The 16,044-nt window shown below is 46.6% G+C and carries 15 protein-coding genes and 1 pseudogene; 10 read left to right on the forward strand and 6 right to left on the reverse strand.

Annotated features, from left to right (window positions below):
• The first annotated feature begins 304 nt into the window (after nucleotides 1-304).
• The 4 genes from AC5V8P_RS13500 to AC5V8P_RS13515 all read left to right on the forward strand — a co-directional run bounded on the left by AC5V8P_RS13500 (nucleotide 305) and on the right by AC5V8P_RS13515 (nucleotide 4,492).
• Entirely contained in the window at nucleotides 305-907 is a 603-nt protein-coding gene (locus tag AC5V8P_RS13500) for a TetR/AcrR family transcriptional regulator (protein ID WP_064797629.1), read from the forward strand.
• A 99-nt stretch (nucleotides 908-1,006) separates the two neighbouring features.
• Nucleotides 1,007-1,645, forward strand: a complete 639-nt coding sequence (locus AC5V8P_RS13505; RefSeq protein ID WP_064797630.1) for an SDR family oxidoreductase — start codon at nucleotides 1,007-1,009, stop codon at nucleotides 1,643-1,645.
• 188 nt (nucleotides 1,646-1,833) lie between these two features.
• Complete coding sequence (locus tag AC5V8P_RS13510) at nucleotides 1,834-2,544, forward strand: MBL fold metallo-hydrolase (protein WP_063207292.1); 711 nt, start codon at nucleotides 1,834-1,836, stop codon at nucleotides 2,542-2,544.
• A gap of 271 nt (nucleotides 2,545-2,815) precedes the next feature.
• Entirely contained in the window at nucleotides 2,816-4,492 is a 1,677-nt protein-coding gene (locus tag AC5V8P_RS13515; protein ID WP_064797631.1) for a glycosyltransferase 87 family protein, read from the forward strand.
• A gap of 57 nt (nucleotides 4,493-4,549) precedes the next feature.
• Here AC5V8P_RS13515 and AC5V8P_RS13520 read toward each other — a convergent pair whose 3' ends face one another.
• The 5 genes from AC5V8P_RS13520 to AC5V8P_RS13540 form a co-directional block, all read right to left on the reverse strand.
• Complete coding sequence (locus tag AC5V8P_RS13520) at nucleotides 4,550-4,735, reverse strand: hypothetical protein (protein WP_155762571.1); 186 nt, start codon at nucleotides 4,733-4,735, stop codon at nucleotides 4,550-4,552.
• A 32-nt stretch (nucleotides 4,736-4,767) separates the two neighbouring features.
• Nucleotides 4,768-5,472 (reverse strand): Crp/Fnr family transcriptional regulator, encoded by a 705-nt coding sequence (locus tag AC5V8P_RS13525; RefSeq protein ID WP_064797819.1) that lies wholly within the window; start codon nucleotides 5,470-5,472, stop codon nucleotides 4,768-4,770.
• A 61-nt stretch (nucleotides 5,473-5,533) separates the two neighbouring features.
• The gene (gene rd, locus AC5V8P_RS13530; RefSeq protein WP_064797632.1) at nucleotides 5,534-5,704 is read right to left on the reverse strand and encodes a rubredoxin; all 171 of its coding nucleotides are present in this window, start codon (nucleotides 5,702-5,704) and stop codon (nucleotides 5,534-5,536) included.
• Between the two features lie 2 nt (nucleotides 5,705-5,706).
• The gene (locus tag AC5V8P_RS13535) at nucleotides 5,707-6,900 is read right to left on the reverse strand and encodes an NAD(P)/FAD-dependent oxidoreductase (RefSeq protein WP_064797633.1); all 1,194 of its coding nucleotides are present in this window, start codon (nucleotides 6,898-6,900) and stop codon (nucleotides 5,707-5,709) included.
• 37 nt (nucleotides 6,901-6,937) lie between these two features.
• Entirely contained in the window at nucleotides 6,938-8,173 is a 1,236-nt protein-coding gene (locus AC5V8P_RS13540) for an FprA family A-type flavoprotein (RefSeq protein WP_064797634.1), read from the reverse strand.
• Between the two features lie 209 nt (nucleotides 8,174-8,382).
• Here AC5V8P_RS13540 and AC5V8P_RS13545 point away from each other — a divergent pair, with 209 nt between their 5' ends.
• Complete coding sequence (locus AC5V8P_RS13545; RefSeq protein WP_064797635.1) at nucleotides 8,383-8,724, forward strand: cupin domain-containing protein; 342 nt, start codon at nucleotides 8,383-8,385, stop codon at nucleotides 8,722-8,724.
• A gap of 176 nt (nucleotides 8,725-8,900) precedes the next feature.
• On the opposite strand, the gene AC5V8P_RS13550 is transcribed toward AC5V8P_RS13545, so the two are convergent.
• Nucleotides 8,901-9,044 (reverse strand): hypothetical protein, encoded by a 144-nt coding sequence (locus AC5V8P_RS13550; protein WP_495473678.1) that lies wholly within the window; start codon nucleotides 9,042-9,044, stop codon nucleotides 8,901-8,903.
• A gap of 41 nt (nucleotides 9,045-9,085) precedes the next feature.
• Between AC5V8P_RS13550 and AC5V8P_RS13555 the strand changes: the two genes are divergently transcribed.
• The 5 genes and pseudogenes from AC5V8P_RS13555 to AC5V8P_RS13575 all read left to right on the forward strand — a co-directional run.
• Nucleotides 9,086-10,717 carry a response regulator gene (locus AC5V8P_RS13555; RefSeq protein ID WP_064797636.1) on the forward strand — a complete coding sequence of 544 codons (1,632 nt, stop codon included), beginning with the start codon at nucleotides 9,086-9,088 and terminating at the stop codon, nucleotides 10,715-10,717.
• Complete coding sequence (locus AC5V8P_RS13560; protein WP_064797637.1) at nucleotides 10,714-12,492, forward strand: sensor histidine kinase; 1,779 nt, start codon at nucleotides 10,714-10,716, stop codon at nucleotides 12,490-12,492. Before AC5V8P_RS13555 ends, AC5V8P_RS13560 begins: the two co-directional genes overlap by 4 nt.
• A gap of 164 nt (nucleotides 12,493-12,656) precedes the next feature.
• Nucleotides 12,657-14,324, forward strand: a complete 1,668-nt coding sequence (locus AC5V8P_RS13565) for an ABC transporter substrate-binding protein (RefSeq protein WP_064797638.1) — start codon at nucleotides 12,657-12,659, stop codon at nucleotides 14,322-14,324.
• Between the two features lie 14 nt (nucleotides 14,325-14,338).
• Nucleotides 14,339-15,319 carry an ABC transporter permease gene (locus tag AC5V8P_RS13570; RefSeq protein ID WP_063207262.1) on the forward strand — a complete coding sequence of 327 codons (981 nt, stop codon included), beginning with the start codon at nucleotides 14,339-14,341 and terminating at the stop codon, nucleotides 15,317-15,319.
• Nucleotides 15,320-15,814: 495 nt separating this feature from the next.
• Nucleotides 15,815-16,044: pseudogene (locus AC5V8P_RS13575) on the forward strand (carbohydrate ABC transporter permease); the annotation flags it as partial.

Here is a 16,044-nt window from a genome sequence, read left to right on the forward strand (position 1 = left end):
CCGGTGAAATATTTGGTGACATGATTAAACTCAATAGCTGGAAATGGCTTGGGCTCCATAGATATAGCTAGCTCCTTTGCAGGGAATCGGAAAAGATATCGGATCGGCTTTATAATCTCTTTGTATTATACCAGTAATATCCTACAGGCTCTTCTTCTAAAAAAGGGCTGGGATATGGAGCTGTTTGCAAACGGTACTTTCTTTGTATAAACTAACATGATTAGTTAAGATAGAATAAGAATTTAGTTTGTATATGTATATAAAAATGACCTTACATAGGAATTCAACGAAAGGGGACAGGATGATGTCACCTAGAAATGGACTAAAGCTACAAGATATCCTGGCGGCTGCCGAGGATGTTGCCAATGAACGAGGGATGGGAGAGGTCACGCTCACTACATTGGCGCAAAAGCTGCATATTCGTCCTCCATCTTTGTACAACCATGTGGACGGATTGAACGGATTACGTCAAGCGCTGGCATTACATAGCCTCGAAAAGCTAGAGGAAGCATTGATGAGCGCAGCCGTAGGCAGAGCAGGCGAAGAGGCGCTGATTGCTATGGGGAGAGCGTATATGCAGTATGCGCGCGAGCGGCCTGGTTTGTATGAAGCGATGCTGTATGCAACCGACCGAAATGATACCGAGCTGAGACACGCAGCGGATCGAGTAGCGGAACTTGTCATTACCGTGCTATCCAGTGGCTACTGCTTCAACGAAGCAGATTGCATTCATGCAGCGAGGGGATTCCGCAGTCTTCTTCATGGTTTTGCCTCACTTGAACAAAAGGGTGGCTTTGGTTTACCTGTGGATGTGGATCAGAGTATTGAAGTGATGATGGACACCTTTTGCGCAGGTCTTCGCGTGTTACAGCAAAAGCGAGAGGGAGAGCCTTCAGATAAAAACTGAATTCAACCTGATTTAGCCATACGATTGCCTTCTGGACTCAAAGGGTAAAATATATCAGTATACTGTAGACGAGAGACTGTAAATACAGGAGGGATTTGAGTGAACGTACTGGTGATTGGTGCCAATGGAAAAGTAGGCAAACATCTCGTTCGCCTACTGGGGCAACATGGAGCACATCGCGTAAAGGCGTTGATCCGCAAACCGGATCAGGCGGAAGCGCTTGAACATTTGGGAGCAGAAACGATAGTAGCTGACCTTGAAGGGACGGTAGGTGAAATTGCCGCAGCTATACAAGGCAGCGACGCTGTCGTGTTCACGGCAGGCTCCGGTGGCAACACAGGAGCGGATAAAACGCTGCTTATCGACCTTGATGGAGCAGTCAAGGCGATGGAAGCCGCTGAACAAGCGGGTATCCGGCGCTTCGTTATGGTCAGCGCTCTACATGCGGAGAACCGGGAGCAATGGCCCGAATCGATTAAGCCATATTATGTGGCAAAGCATTATGCAGATCGCTTGCTGGAAGCGAGCAATCTGGATTACACGATTCTTCGTCCGGGCGGGCTGACAGATGATGCGGGTACTGGCAAGGTTGCTACCGGTGAAGATCTCACCAGCCATACTATCTCACGTGAAGATGTAGCGGCAACGGTGGTAGCAGTTCTGGAGGAAAAGCAAACGTATCGTCGTGCGATTGATTTGGTGTCCGGCAGTACGCCTATCGCTGAGGCCATTCGGTAAAGCTGATGACTGAACGGTATATGCATAATATGAATAAAGGCAGACCCAGAGGTAGGATTCCGGGTCTGCCTTTTGCCTTTTGTATAACGTTTCCGCGGGTATATACGAAAAAAGTTTGATTTTGACTAATTATATTAATTATAATACTAATAGTATTAGTTTAAATGAAAACAAGGAGATGAGACAAAATGCGTATCGTTCAGGTGCAGCACCTGTATCAATTGACGTTTATGCCTCGGTTGTTCCCGGTGAACTGTTATTTGGTGGAGGAAAAGGAGGGGCTTACTCTGATCGATGCCGGATTGCCATACAGTGCTAAGGGTATTGAACAGGCTGCGGAGCGGATTGGGCAGCCGATTATACGAATTGTACTTACCCATGCGCATGGAGATCATGTAGGTGCTTTGGATAAATTGAAGGCAAGATATCCTGAGGCGAAAGTATTCATCTCAAGGCGGGATGCTCGGCTTCTGAAGGGGGATGTATCGTTGGAGGCAGGCGAACCGGACACTCCTATTCGGGGCAGCGTGCCGAAAAATATCCTTACCCAGCCTGACATTTTACTAGAGGATGGGGATAACGTGGGTTCGCTGCTGGCGATCAGCGCACCGGGACATACGCCGGGCTCGATGGCATTTTTGGATACCCGTACCCGTGCGTTAATTGCAGGCGATGCCTTCCAGATTCGAGGTGGTGTCGCGGTGGCGGGAAAGCTCAAGCCACTGTTTCCTTTTCCGGCACTGGCTACCTGGGACAAGGATGTTTCGCTGAAAAGCGCCAAAAAGCTGGCGTCTTTCAGCCCTTCTTTGTTAGCAGTCGGCCATGGCAACATGCTGAAGCATCCACAATCTCAGCTAGAAAGCGCGATTATGGAGATGGAGCAGCAGTGTTCAGTGTAATGATTCCGTATTCAGCCAACATTCAGCCAGAACTCACAAAGTCCTAAGCTAAGGCAGATACAATATGAGGAAAATAGAAACAAAGAGAGGTGCACCGGATTTGAACGTTTGGAAAGTGAACGGTCTGAAATACATACTTCTATTTAGTCTCATATTGTGTGTTGCCGTTAGTATCGTATCGTTATGGAGTTATTCAGGCAGTTCCGCATCTCAGTCTGCGGTAGTTAGGCAAGGTTCATCCGGCGGGTTCGGAGGAGGACCAGGCGGAGGTATGGGAGGGGCGGGGCAACGCCCCTATGACGGTCAGACTGCGGGGAACCGTAGAACAGGAAGTGTAGGACAAGTTCAACAAAATTCGTCCTCAACATCTACGGATGGGGCGAACAGCTTTGCTGACAGCAAGAACCAGGGGACGACAGGCCAGACGACCAACTCCACTACTGAAAACCCATCCATATCGGGTGACCAAGGTACAAAGGCCGAGAATGATACGTCTGCAACGGGCGGAAATGGTGTTGCTAGAGACGGACAGCACAGAGGTCCCGGTGGCATGTCTGGTAACGGAGCTGGAATGGGCGTGGGAGGTCCTGGCGGTGGTATGGGTGGTGGAAGAAATGGAAATTCTTCATCTGCTTATGCAACTCCGCTGGCGATTTTCGCCGCTTTGTTCTTCGGTGCATTTGTCTTTATTACATACCGTTTTCGGGCTCGAGAATGGAAGCTCGGGGAACGTAACCGGGGACTGATGTTGTGGACCGTGTTGGGTGCAGGGTTCTTTTTAAGAATGGCGATCGCCCCGTGGATCTCGGGCCACATGGATTTAATGCTGTTCCGAAACTGGGCTACGACCGCAGCGGATAGCTTGTCAGGCTTTTACACGAATGGTTCCAGTGATTATCCACCTTTCTATATTTATATCTTATATGTGATCGGTAAAATCGGTACTACGGATACTTTTATCCCTTATATGTCCGTATTGCTGCGGCTTCCAAATATATTAGCCGATATCGTGACAGCGTACATGCTGTACCGGTTGGCAAGCAAACGGGTCGGCTATGGAGTGAGCCTCGGATTGGCTATATTCTACGTGTTTAATCCGGCTGTATTTATCAATTCGACCTTCTGGGGACAGGTAGATTCTTTCTTTACCATGCTGATTGTGGGTATGATTGTGCTGTTGGTGGAAAACCGAATCAGCTGGTCCGCTGTACTATTTACGATAGCGGTACTGATGAAGCCACAGGGCATTATTTATGGGCCGGTTCTGTTCTTCGAGCTGCTGAGACAGCGCAAAATACAGCCTTGGCTGTTATCCATTGGCGGCGCCGTTGTGACAACCATTCTGGTCATATTGCCATTTTCGTGGGGGCAGGAGCCGCTATGGCTGCTTGATCTATACAAGGGAACGGTTGGAGAGTATCCATATGCTTCGGTGAACGCGTATAATTTCTTTGCACTCATTGGTGGCAATTATACGCAGGACACTACCACGCTGTTTCTGTTCAGTTACCATACGTGGGGCATGATCTGCATTGTGCTGGTGACTCTGTTTACAGGGTGGATGTATATCCGCAGTCGGAAACCACAATTTGCGGCAGCTGCTGCACTGGTACTCATTGCAGGTGTATTTACCTTCGCCTCCAGCATGCATGAACGGTACTTGTTCCCTGCGGCGGCGTTAGCTGTACTGGCGTACCTGTATTTGCGGGATCGCAGATTTTTGTGGCTCGCGGGTGGATTCAGTCTTACGATTTTCCTGAACACCTTTGATATTTTCTATAGCTCTAATGCTCAGGATCATTACGGTATTATTTTGTGTGTGACATCATTGCTAAACGTGCTGTTGTTTGGGTATTTGGTCAAAGTGGTGTGGGATTGCTCCAGGCCAACTACAGTTCAGGCTGCGCTTCCCAAGGCCACAAATATAGCTTTTTTATCCGCAGAATGAGTGATGGGCGGTCACCAGATAGGTGATCGCCCATTTTCCAGCGATGAAGGCACAGTCTCAATACGGCACGCCAATATGTTCAAGCACCTCGTCGAGATTAGCACCATACTTGTCCACCAAAGGAACGACCTTGTCTCGAATCAATGTGATAATTTCCGCCAATTCCTTCTCCCGAGACGTTTCCTTGGCCAGATTCCATACCTTGCCTTTGTTTCGGAAGCCGCCATATCTATTCCTCTCCATTTGCTTATTTATAAAGAGTAAGCTGTTATACTTCAATCCATATATTCGTTCAGTTTCTGTACATCGCAGATGGTAAGCTCTCGTGTACCCTTGGTATGAATAATCCCCAACTGTTCAAATTTGCCAAATTTACGGCTGATGGTTTCACGTGTGACACCCACATAATTAGCCATCTCTTCGCGTGAAAGGGGGAGATTTATTTTAATATAGGAGCCATCCGGCTTGCCGTATTTATGTCCGAGTTCGAGAATCATGTAGGCGATCCGGATTTCCGGGTCTTTGGTAGCCAGGCTTTGAGCCAGGTTTTCGGTATGTGCCAAGCGTTTGGTAATCGTTTTAAGCAGCCTCAAGGAGATATCGGGATTGTTGCGGATCAACTCCTCCATATCATCCTTGGTGAGCATACAAATATCCGTATCCTTTAGGGCATATGCACTAAAATTGCTCAGCTCGTCGCTATTAAATATGTTCAACTCACCAAAAAAATCGCCAGTTGTCAGAATGTGCAGAATTTGCTCTTTTCCCTGAGGGGTCATTTTCAAAAGCTTGACGTGTCCGCTTTTAATAATGTACAACGTATCGGAAGCCTGTTCCTCGACAATCAAGGCCTCGCCTTTCTGATATTTGCGGTGCCGGATCATGGAGCTAACCTTGCACAAATCTTTGCAGGACAAAGAGGAAAAGATAGGCACTTTGCGGGCACAGGGCTCCTGTTCGCACTGGCAGGGGCAGGACATCTCATTCACATTCATTCACTCCATTCATCAACCGGAAACTAAAAAGTATAGCGTATTCTTGTTATTCTGTATCATCTATAGGGGCAAAATGGCTCTGATCCTCACCACAGACTGGACAAACCCAATCTTCTGGAAGGTCTTCGAACGCTGTACCTGGCATAACGTCTTCATCTGGGTCACCCATAGCGGGATCATAAACGTATCCACAGGGCTGACATACATATTTTTTCATCTTTAGTTCTCCTTGTCATCTAAAATTTTTGTAAGCTCTGGTGCATCTGGACTGAGTCCTTGGACAATGGCTGCTTTAAATGGAAGTGAAGCAAGAGCATCACCGAAGCCAATCACGCCGCAGATAGAGCCGTTTTGTATGAACATACGTGTATAAGAAACTTGATTTTCACGGGTCAGGCTGGTGTCGCATTCCTGCTCATCTACCAGACCGATGGAAAACAAGGGGCATTCATAGCTGTTGGACAGGGTGACAGAGATGGGACGCTGGTAAGCTGCGGAAACGCCCGCCATATTCGTGCCAGCAATTTTCCCTTGCTCCATAGCACTTTCCCACAATCCATCCACTCTATTGTGGAACTCGGCCACATCACCTGCCGCATAAATATTGGCGTAGCTGGTCTCCATCTGTGCGTTCACCAAGATACCGTGTCCAATATCAAGGCCGGTTTGGCGCGCAAGCTCCGTATTAGGCACAATGCCGATAGAATACACGACATGCTCGCAGGGAATAACAGCGCCGTCTTGTAGCTCAACGCCCTCTACATGCTCCGTGCCTATAATACGCTTTACGCCTTGGCCAAGGCGTACCTGGGTGCCTTGTTCGATGACTCGGCGGGTCAAAATAGCGGAGGCCTTTTCGTCTAGCTGGCGGGGCATAAGCCGTTGCGAAGCTTCCAGAATGGTTACGGCATATCCTGCTTGCTGAAAGGACCAGGCGGTCTCCACGCCTTGAATACCGCCGCCGATGATACATATTCGGTCATCCTTTTGCAGTTTCGCCTTAAGGCTGTCGGCATCTTGTCTAAAACGAATATTGTGAACGTTCCTTAGTGAAGCCCCGTCCAGCACAAGCTTACGGTTGTGGGCTCCTGTACACAGCAGCAGCTTGTCATAAGCAACGATTTGACCGTTAACTGTTTCGATGGTGGAATCGGCTGCATGTATTGCGGTAGCCTTGATGCCGGAATACACATGAATTCGTTGACTGGCAAACCATTTTTCCTTTTTGATCAGGATCTTGTCGCTGTGCAAGTCAGTGAATAGTGCCTTGGAAAGCTTGACTCTGTTATACGGAAGGGAGGATTCTTCCCCGTAGATCGAAATTTCGGCTAGCTCATCATGATCTCTAATCGCTTTTGCCGCGTTGACAGCGGCTACGCCGCCTCCAATAATAACGTAATGTTGGTTATCCATTCGGCATCTCTCCTATTTCTTTCTAAACTTTCTGTGCTCAAATAGCACTAAGCAGCAGATCTGAGACAAATTCAGCGGCATTTGTTATTTTTTTCACTTTTTCATCTTCTGTAGGAGAGAAGCGAATGCGTACCGGGAATTCCACATGGGTCATACCGGTTGATTTAATTACATCTGAAGTGCTTTGGACTTTCATATTAGTACCGTTCAAGTAATCCTGCACGACTTCAATGGCTTCACCACTCCAGCCGTAGGAACCAAAGGCAGCAGCAAGCTTACCTTCCAGATTCATTTTTTGCATTTGTTGCAGGAGATCCTCCAATTTACCTGTCATGTCGGCATATTTGGTCGAGCTACCGACGAAAACAGCATCCGCTGAGGCAATACTATTTAATATTTCGGTTTCATCCGCCTTATCTACATCCCATAGCTCCACTTGGATTTGGTTTTCCAAAAAGCAGTCTTTCAGAATGTTTGCCATTTTTTTAGTATTATTTTTTAAGGTGGCATAAACAATCGCTACTTTCTTATCCTCCTTGCTTTCGTTGCTCATGGATGCATACAAATCAATAAATTTGGCAATATCATGTCGGATCGCGAAACCGTGGGAAGGGGCGATCATTTCAATATCCAAGTCAGATACAGCTTTGATCAATGTACGCACATATCTGCGATGTGGATGAATAATAGCCTGATAGTATCCGATAAAGTCCTCGGTGATATCAAAACCGGCCTCATCGGCAAATAGATGCTCTACAGCCACGTGTGTGCTGAAAATATCGCAAGGGAACAAGATTTTATCTTCCACGCAATACGTAATCATGGTTTCCTCTGTATGGAGGTAAGGCGTTTCCTTGAACAGCAGTGTCTTGCCTCCAATATCCAGTTGATCCCCGTCCTTGATCACGAGGAAGTTCCGATGCTGGAGCTTATACATCTGCTGAATTTCCGGAACGGCAATCTCAGTGCAGACAATGGTGGCGTTTGTTGCCTTGGAAGCAAGTGCTGCTAATCCGCCAGAGTGATCGGGTTCTGTGTGATTGATGATTATATATTCAATATCCAATGGATCGATCAATTCGGCTACAGCTTCGGCAAATTCTCTACCAAACGCCATATCTACGGTATCCACGACGGTTGGTTTTCCAGTTTTTAATAAGTATGCGTTATAGGTTGTACCCTTAGATAATGTAAGACGGTGAAAGGGTACCTCACGATTATCGATTTTCCCTACCCAATAAATATCCTTTGCCAGCTTGAATCCTGGTTTCATAGGAATGACCTCCTGTTGTTTTGGTTTGTCTAATACAATTCGATTCTAGTTGGTTGTGATGATGAAAAAGATGATTGAAATCAAATTTTTGAATATTTCAAAATATTTATGCCTTAAATTTCGTTTTGTGATTGCAATCACAAGAAGGGGGATGGTTCTATTGTTCAATAATAGACACAGTCTGATTTTCAAATAGGAGAGTGAACTCAATGGAAAAAGTAAACCTCGTTCAATTTCAGGAATATAAAGAAGCTGCATTTACAAAACGAATTGTGTATAAGGAAGCCGACAATGTCATTTTTATTCTCAACTTTACTCCTCATGCTGAACTGCCAACACATAATCATCCAGGAGCAAATGTATATTTGCTCGTTCTTGAAGGCACCGGTGTTGTCACTGTGAATGGGGAAGAAACAGAAGTTGTTCAAGGGGATATGATCCATATTACCGGAGATGAGCACTTTTCCTATCGCAGTGGTGGGGAGGTAAACTCTAGCCTACATGTGGTATTGACCAAAACACCAAGTGAAAGTTATGCAAAAAATATATAAAAAATGCAAGTAGAGAAATCTTAGTCTAAACTCTAAACTCCAAACATACAAAAGCCGCTTGGTTTAAATGACCAGGCGGCTTTTGTATTGGAGAATCACACCCCGAAATAGGCTCCACATCCCCGTCTATCAGGATTACTGTACCTGTGACAAGCCCGATGCCTGTTCATTACAAGCTACACCAGGCTACGGCATTCACGCTTTTCAACAACCTTATGATGAAATCCCGTCTGTACAAACGGCTTCCGAAGTGCCACAATACGTTTTAAAGGCCATTTTTCTCCAGCTGGGATATCGTACAAGGCTCGCGAAGTAGTCAACTCAAATAAATTGGTGTTTCATCGAAAGGAGGAGGCAGATTATGAAGCTGCATCGTGCCATTGTGGTGGATGATGAAATATTCACCCGCAAAGGGCTGATTCAACTTGTCGATTGGGAAACCTGTGGCTTTGAAATCGTGGGAGAAGCTGATAACGGTGAGGATGCACTGGAGCTAACCAGTCGTCTTCATCCGGATCTGATCATCACCGATATTCGTATGCCAGTGCTGGATGGATTAGAGCTGATTCGTTCTGTACTCGAACGGAGTACCCAACATCCTGCTTTTATTATCATGAGTGGCTACAGTGATTTTACTTATGCGCAGCAGGCACTTCGCTATGGAGTTCATGACTTTATTCTCAAGCCAGTTGATGATGGGCAGTTTTCGGCTACACTGCGCAAGCTGAGTGAAAGATTGCATCGTGAACAGCAGAACGAGCAGCGATATCAGAACCATCGTACAGGCGGGCTGTTAGAGATGATGTTGATGAATCAAGTGGATGATGCAGTGGTGACACATTGGGAGCAGCAGCTGCGGCTTGGAGAAGCCACGTATATATACTATGTACTCGTCGAGCTGAATGATCAGCATCCTTGGCGCTCTGGTGACGATGGTGTCATGCTATCGCTTTTCCAATTCAGGGAGCTTATAGAGCAAGCGCTTTATCGTTTAATGGACGGCAAGTATCCTCTCTATGTCCATGAACATCGTAATCGGGTTGGGCTTATCGTGCCTGACTTCTTTTTAGCGAGTTTTGAAGCTAAGCTAGAAAATTTTATGAAAGCGCTACAGCAAGAGGTTGAGGGGATGGAGTCACTAAAAGACCGGTTGGGAAGTCGGGTGTTCGTGTATGCGGGAAGTCCTGTGAATCAGTTGCGGGATATCCAGCAGTCCTATGCCAGTGCAAAGGAAGCCGTGCTCCACAAATACATTCATGATCATAGCGGTATTGTTGTCTATTTGCAGGATGAAATGCCGCCCCTTCATTATAAAAACATTCATCAGGACATACTGGATAGCTTGACAGAGCAGGTCGAGGAATTCCAACTAGAAGAGCTGCGTGCGACCGTAGGTCATTTATTTAGCAGCTTTCGGGAAGAGTATTATGCTCCTGAGGCTATGAAAATGAGTCTGCATCAATGCGTTATTAGTATTGTGCGGGTTATTCAAAACATGCAGGGAAATGAGCGTTTACTTCAGTCGCTGGAACCGATGATCAACTGGCAGGATTTGAATCTGTCGTTGGGTGAATTGCAGCGATTGTTTACAGCCTTTGCCGAGGAAAGTGGAAAATATATTGGAACTCTGCGCAAGGAATGTCAGCAAGGAGGAATCCAGCACATCCGTGCCTACATTGAGCAGCATGCTGCCGAGAATATAAGTCTGAAAAGCATTGCGGCTCGCTTTTACATGAATCCGGTATACCTCGGTCAATTGTTCAGAAAAACATACGGTGTGTACTTTAACGAATTCCTGCTGAAACTGCGTATTCAGGAGGCGAAACGTCTGCTGCGGCAGACGGATCTGCGTATTTATGAAATTGCGGAGCGCGTGGGCTTCGGCAGTTCAGATTATTTTGTGACTCAGTTTGAAAAGACGGCGCACGTCACGCCAAGTGAATACCGCAATAGCCTGAATGCTGGGCACGATCCAGAGAGGAACGACGAATGAAGAGGCTGATAACTATCCTGGATCATATACGGCTGCGGGATAAAATGCTGCTGCTTTATTTCCTCTGTGTTTTTACACCTATAGTGCTGACTAACCTGATCTTTTACCATGTTACCTCGCAAAATGTGAAGGAACAGCGTATTCAGGATATTACGCGCGCGCTGGAACAAACAAAAATTGAATTTTATCGGGAATTTGAAGATGCGATGGAAATCTCGTCTATCTTTTATACCGATTATCGACTCAATGAGGTGTTGGAAGAAACATATCCCCACCCTGCTGACTATATTGCTGTTTATGACACTTACTTACGTCGTATATTAAACAGTACTTACAGCCCTGTGTACCATTCCGTAGGTGGAATTACGATCTACACTGATAATTCAACGCTGCTGAATTCCGGGGGAATTAGCTTTATAGATGAGAGGGTCAAAAGCTTCCCATGGTATACCAAAATCCCGCCTGGACGCCAGTCCAAGCCTATATTTGTCCGTACCGATGACAGTGCCGATGAAAGTACTGACGAGCAGATACATCCCTTCAGCCTGATTCGACGGATGAACTACTTTTATTCCCCAAGTGGTCGTGAAAAAATATTAAAAATAGAGCTGCGAATGTCGTCCATTCGGGAGATTTTCAATAATCTGAATTTACAGGGAAGTCTCTTCCTGCTTAATGAACGGGGAGAAATTGAATACACAAATGATCCCAAGGTGGATATAAACCATAAAAGCGTGGCCTATAGTACCCTCAAGCTGCCCGAGAACACCATGGAGTTCAAAACCAGTTATGTGCTTACGAATAATCTGAACGGCTGGAGCATTGTGGCCGCAGTATCAAGGGAAGAAGTGCTGTATGAAATGCAGGAACCTCGCAATTTTGCGCTCTTGTTAACCTGCGTGAATATGCTGCTGCCCACCTTGATCATTATCTGGATTACACGTTCGCTGAACGTGCGGCTTCGTCGCATTCTGAAACATGTGAAAAAGGTGAAAAATCAACATTTTGAACTTATTCTCGGTACGGAGTCGAGTGATGAAATTGGACAGCTTACAGGTGAATTTAATCGGATGACACTGAGAATCAAACGACTGATTAACGATGTCTATGTGGCCGATATTCAGCGAAAAAATCTGGAGATTCAGCGTAGACATGCCCAGTTGAACGCACTTCACAGCCAGATCAATCCACATTTTCTGTTCAATGCGCTGGAGACGATCCGCATGCGAAGCCTGATAAAGCATGAGGATGAGACAGCTCGCATTATCCATAATATGGCGCGGATTTTTCGCAATTCGCTGGTTTGGAACAAGGATCGGGTTACTTTGCAGGAAGAGCTCGAGTTGATCCGATGTTTTCTGGAAATCCAACAATATCGCTTTGGTGAGCGAATAAAGTATGAGGTACAGGCAAGCTCTGAAGACTTGGACCATCTGATTCCCAAGATGGTCGTGCTGACGCTAGTTGAAAATGCAAGCATCCACGGCATTGAGCCGCTAAAGCATGGGGGACGCATTGAGATCCTTTTCGGGCATGAGGAAGGACAACTTATTCTAACGGTTCGGGATAATGGGGTGGGTATGTCTGCGGAACAGGTGCAGCGTTTATATGATTACATGCAAAGGCAGGAGGAAATGGGTGAGCGTATAGGTCTGCAAAATGTCATCTATCGTCTAAAACTTTACTACGGGAACCGCTTTAAGCTTATCATTCGCAGTGCACCCGGCGAGGGGACGGAGATTCGTATCATGATTCCTGCGGATCGGGACCTATAGTTTCCTAAGCAACACCTTTAGATTGACAGGTGAACAGAACTAACGGCATTTTATAAAATGAAAGTGCTTACAATTTAAAGTGTACGAGAAACCCGCTGCTCAAGGGACGTCCGTACGATATTCACACACCATCGACAAAATAGGCCGAAAGGGGAAGGTCTGACATGACAAGCAAAAGGTTTGGAATCATCAGTCTGGTAATGGTTATGATGGCATCTATGATCACTGCTTGCTCAGGGAGCTCGGGTAAGGAACCTGCGTCGGGAGATAGCAAGGAGAAGGTCACATTCACGTATTTTAATGCCACGGCGGGAAGGGACGTTAATACCAATGAAACGCGGATCGGAAAAATATTGGAAGATCAGACAGGCGTGAACTGGAAGCTGGAGCATTTGGTAGGGGATTCGAATACGAAGATCGGCACGTTTATTGCCAGTAATGATTACCCAGACGTGATTGTACCAGATGGTACGATTGATAAATTGCTGGATGCCGGGGCTTTTATTCCCCTGAATGATTTGATCGATAAATATGGACCCAATATCAAGCGTGTATACGGACCGTACTACAACCTGATGAAAGCGGAGGATGGGAATATCTATTTCCTGCCGTTCAGTGCGGTGGTCGGTGATTATTTGTCTGCTCCTAATATAGAGCAGGGAGCTTTTTGGATACAGCGCAGAGTGTTGAAGGAGGCGGGATATCCAAAAATAAAAACGTTAGATGAGTACTTGGCTCTGATTCGGAACTATGCGAAAAAGCATGCAGACGAGGGATTAACCGGGTACTTGGCGTTAACCACGCAGGATAGGTTTTATGCGCTTACGAATGCGCCGATGCATCTGGCGGGCTATCCCAACGATGGCGGCACAATTATTGATATGAAAACACACCAGGCGACGGATTATGGAGATAAGGAAATCACGAAGCGGTATCTGAAGGAACTGAATCAGCTTAACGCAGAGGGCCTGTTCGATAAATCCTCCTTTGTAGACAATTACGATCAATATTTGGCAAAGCTGACCTCGGGTAAGGTGCTTGGCTTTTTCGATTACCGCTGGCAGGCAGGGCAGGCTCTAAATAACCTGCAGGAGGCTTCCAAGCGTTCCGGTAATGATGATCTGGAATATGTAGGGCTGCCTGTTGTATACGACAGGAATATAAAAGATCAGTATCTTGATCCGTCGTCATTTGTTAATAACCGAGGCATTGGAATTACGGTCAGTGCCAAGGACCCGGTACGTATCATCAAATTTTTCAACAATCTGCTAACCGACGAAAATCAGATATTATCCAACTGGGGGATCAAAGGTGAAACCTATGATGTAGATAAAAAAGGGCGCTTTTATCGGACCAAGGAGCAAATTAAGAAGACAGGTGAGGATGCGTTCCGTGACTCATTTGGATTCAAATATTTTGAATACAGCTGGCCGCGGTACGGTAACGGTTCTTCCTTACCCGACGGCAACTCGGCTAGCCCCGGACGGCAGCCTGAGGTTGCGCGGATGTCATATACCGAAGGTGATAAAAAGCTGCTTAAAGCGAACGGTGTAGAGTCTTTCTCGCAGATGTTTTCTGCACCTGACGAGCGTCCATGGTTCCCAGCCTGGAGCATTCAGGTTGCCCAAGGCTCGCCTGCGCAGATCTTCCAGCAAAAGAAAGGAGACCTGCAGCGCAAATATTTTCCGCGCTTGGTGCTGTCTGCACCGGCACAGTTCGATGCCATTTGGAATGAATACACCACCGAGTTTAACAAGCTGGATGTGAAGGCTTTTGAGGAGCTGATCACGAAGGAGGTTGCCAAAAAAATCAAGACGGTCGGGAAAAAATAAAGGAGGAAGCAGCTATGAGCTACACGTCACCGCCACCCGTTACGACCTCCTCGGGCTATTTGCCGTCCTCACGGCGAACCGGCTTTAGGGGATTTATACACAAGCTGAACCAGCAGCGTGCACTCGTATGGATGTCCGTCCCTTTTTTAATCTGGCTGTTTATTTTTAAATATTTACCTCTTTGGGGCTGGACGATTGCCTTCCAGGATTTTAAGCCTGCCCGCAGGCTGCTTGATCAGCAATGGGTTGGATTGAAGCATTTCCGTTTTCTATTTCAGGATGAGCACTTTCTGCGGGTGATGCGCAATACGCTGGCGATGAGCTTTATTAATCTGGTGCTGGGCTTTGTCACTGCTATAACCCTAGCAATTTTGCTGAATGAGCTTCGTCAGATTGTGTTCAAGCGAGTGGTGCAGACGATCAGCTACTTGCCACATTTTATTTCGTGGGTAGTTGCGGCCAGCATTATTAGTACGGCGCTATCAGCGGACGGCGGCATTGTCAATGAGGTGCTGATGTGGCTTGGACTCATTAAGGAACCTATTCTCTGGTTGGGTGAGGGAAGCTACTTTTGGGGCATTCTCGGTGCGTCGGAGGTATGGAAAAATGTTGGCTGGAATACCATCATTTATTTGGCCGCGATGACCACGATTGATCCCTCGCAGTATGAAGCGGCCGAGATGGACGGAGCAGGGCGGTTTCAGCGGATTTGGCATGTGACCTTGCCGGGATTAAAGCCGGTATTTATCATCCTGCTTATTATGAACATTGGTAATCTGCTGGAATCAGGCTTTGAACCACAATATTTGCTGGGCAATGGCATGAACGTGGATTACTCGGAAAATTTAGATATTTTCGTACTGAAATATGGTATTCAGATGGGGAATTTCTCACTTTCCATTGCTGCTGGAATGTTCAAAACAGTGGTTAGCTTTATATTGTTGTTTAGTGCCAATCATATTGCGAAGCGGTTAGGGGAGGAGAGATTGTTCTGAAAAAGGAGTGAGTTTTTCTGGGAGGGGGCGTCGTCGCTTCGCGTGCGGATTATTCTTCCGATCGCTGTTATCCCCGGATTTTCTTATTGAAAGAAAGGAAAATAGGTTAAAATCCGGGGATAGCTTATGCTTACGATGCGAGCTTTCCTCTGGAAAGCTTTTAGCCGAACGCTCCGCTTCTCCAGAACAATTCCGCCCGCTCCGCCGCTCCTCGCCGTAAAGTCACTTTTTTAAGAACTGAGGGTAGTGGCAGGGAAGGGCTTAAGAAAGGCGCGTGACTCGCGCTTCCTTGTAATAACTGCGTCATGATGGTGGCTCAGCTTCGCTATCGCCATTATAGGATGTCATTGGGAATGTGCTATTCGAGGCGATAGCAGGAGGGCGTTCTCATGCATTCTACAGGGAAGACCAGTGGATTTTTAGCAGGCCGCTTCGCGGACCTCATCAAGACCTTAAGTGCTGGGCTAGACTATTTTTTAGAAAGGAGAGGAAGTCATGGGCAAAGGGAAGGCCATACACAGGCGATTTCGGGCGCCCTCGGATCGAATTTTCGATGCGTGTAATGTCGTGTTTATGCTGTGCCTGATGGTGTTCACGCTGTATCCATTTTTAAATACGCTGGCGGTTTCGTTAAATGAAGCGAATGACTCGATTCGGGGTGGGATTTACTTGTGGCCGCGGGAATTCACGTGGAGCAATTATGAATTTGTATTCAAGGAAGCGAC

The sequence above is a fragment of the Paenibacillus sp. N119s genome, assembly GCF_059447605.1.

Bases quoted from the DNA above. Each gene is read 5' to 3' on its own strand.
- AC5V8P_RS13500 (WP_064797629.1), top strand. From the start codon at position 305: ATGTCACCTAGAAATGGACTAAAGCTACAAGATATCCTGGCGGCTGCC.
- AC5V8P_RS13510 (WP_063207292.1), top strand. From the start codon at position 1,834: ATGCGTATCGTTCAGGTGCAGCACCTGTATCAATTGACGTTTATGCCT.
- AC5V8P_RS13515 (WP_064797631.1), top strand. From the start codon at position 2,816: ATGGGAGGGGCGGGGCAACGCCCCTATGACGGTCAGACTGCGGGGAAC.
- AC5V8P_RS13520 (WP_155762571.1), bottom strand. From the start codon at position 4,735: ATGGAGAGGAATAGATATGGCGGCTTCCGAAACAAAGGCAAGGTATGG.
- AC5V8P_RS13525 (WP_064797819.1), bottom strand. From the start codon at position 5,472: ATGTCCTGCCCCTGCCAGTGCGAACAGGAGCCCTGTGCCCGCAAAGTG.
- rd (WP_064797632.1), bottom strand. From the start codon at position 5,704: ATGAAAAAATATGTATGTCAGCCCTGTGGATACGTTTATGATCCCGCT.
- AC5V8P_RS13535 (WP_064797633.1), bottom strand. From the start codon at position 6,900: ATGGATAACCAACATTACGTTATTATTGGAGGCGGCGTAGCCGCTGTC.
- AC5V8P_RS13540 (WP_064797634.1), bottom strand. From the start codon at position 8,173: ATGAAACCAGGATTCAAGCTGGCAAAGGATATTTATTGGGTAGGGAAA.
- AC5V8P_RS13545 (WP_064797635.1), top strand. From the start codon at position 8,383: ATGGAAAAAGTAAACCTCGTTCAATTTCAGGAATATAAAGAAGCTGCA.
- AC5V8P_RS13555 (WP_064797636.1), top strand. From the start codon at position 9,086: ATGAAGCTGCATCGTGCCATTGTGGTGGATGATGAAATATTCACCCGC.
- AC5V8P_RS13560 (WP_064797637.1), top strand. From the start codon at position 10,714: ATGAAGAGGCTGATAACTATCCTGGATCATATACGGCTGCGGGATAAA.
- AC5V8P_RS13565 (WP_064797638.1), top strand. From the start codon at position 12,657: ATGACAAGCAAAAGGTTTGGAATCATCAGTCTGGTAATGGTTATGATG.
- AC5V8P_RS13570 (WP_063207262.1), top strand. From the start codon at position 14,339: ATGAGCTACACGTCACCGCCACCCGTTACGACCTCCTCGGGCTATTTG.